This window comes from Dactylosporangium sp. NPDC000244, from assembly GCF_040300725.1.
GTDB lineage: Bacteria > Actinomycetota > Actinomycetes > Mycobacteriales > Micromonosporaceae > Dactylosporangium.
Map to the genome: position 1 here is coordinate 1 of NZ_JBEPEH010000129.1, position 1,048 is coordinate 1,048.

The following is a 1,048-nucleotide window of genomic DNA, read 5'->3' on the forward strand; positions in this document are numbered from 1 at the left end:
CACAGACTTTCTGAAATTTCTAGTCTCAGCTGTAATTTTTTTATTTTTTTAAAAATTTATTATTTACGCAAATTGCAAGTCCAAGTTAGCCAGCCAAGCTCATCTCATATGAACTCTTATAGTTGAACATTTTTCTTGGATAATGGTTCATCCAATACTCGATAGCGGCGACTTCTTCAGGGGTCGTCTTTGTTGTGCCTTTTGGCAGATGCCTACGAATCATTCGGTTATGGTTTTCATTCGTCCCTCGCTCAAAGCTCGCGTAGGCGTGTGCATAGTAAACTGGACAGCTTACGACCTCAGAGAGCCTTGCAAATTCATGGCCATTGTCAGGGGTAATGGATTTGAAGTCATAACTTTTTTGAAGTTCCACCAGCTCATCATTGACCGCCTGTGCTGTTTTCCCATCAATCAAGCGAATGATCTCCGTGCGGTATTTTCGCTCTGTGAGCGTCAAAAGCACCTTGTTCTTAGCTCTCGTAAGAATGACCGTGTCAATCTCGTAATGCCCCACTTCTAAGCGATTGTTAATGAACTCAGGCCGTTCTTCAATAGACTTACCAAAAGGATGCTTTGGCGCACGAGGTTTGATTTTCTTTGCCGCCTTATACTGCGGATAGAAAAGATGATGACGCTTGGCTTCTAACCAGCCCCAGTTGACCCAATTGTAGAGGCTGCTCAGAGAAACTCCTTTTAGAGCCTGATGAATGACTTCCAAAGAGTCCTTGTCTTCTTTAAGACGTGTACTCACATAACAATCAATCTCAGTCGTGAGTTTACTCGGACGAACACTGTGAGCCCTCAATCCTTCATAATTTTCTTGAGCCTTTTTAGCAGAGTATTTTACCTTCCGCTTGAGCTGGATTTCCCCTCGCTTCATCTCTCTGTCAATCGTCCCATGAGCTTTATTCAATAAGCGCGCAATCTCACGGTTGCTCAGTCCTTCTTTATTGTGCCAACGTTCAATGTTTAAACGGTCACCAGCGCGGCGTGGCGGCCGGCCACCTGGCCCGACCCCAGGGCTGGGAGCCGGGTGAGCCCAGCCGTG

Annotated in this window: 1 protein-coding gene; it reads right to left on the reverse strand. The window is 45.7% G+C overall.

Annotated features, from left to right (window positions below):
• Window positions 1-85: 85 nt before the first annotated feature.
• Window positions 86-967 carry an IS30 family transposase gene (locus tag ABT369_RS57875; protein WP_220437323.1) on the reverse strand — a complete coding sequence of 294 codons (882 nt, stop codon included), beginning with the start codon at window positions 965-967 and terminating at the stop codon, window positions 86-88.
• Between the last annotated feature and the right edge of the window lie 81 nt (window positions 968-1,048).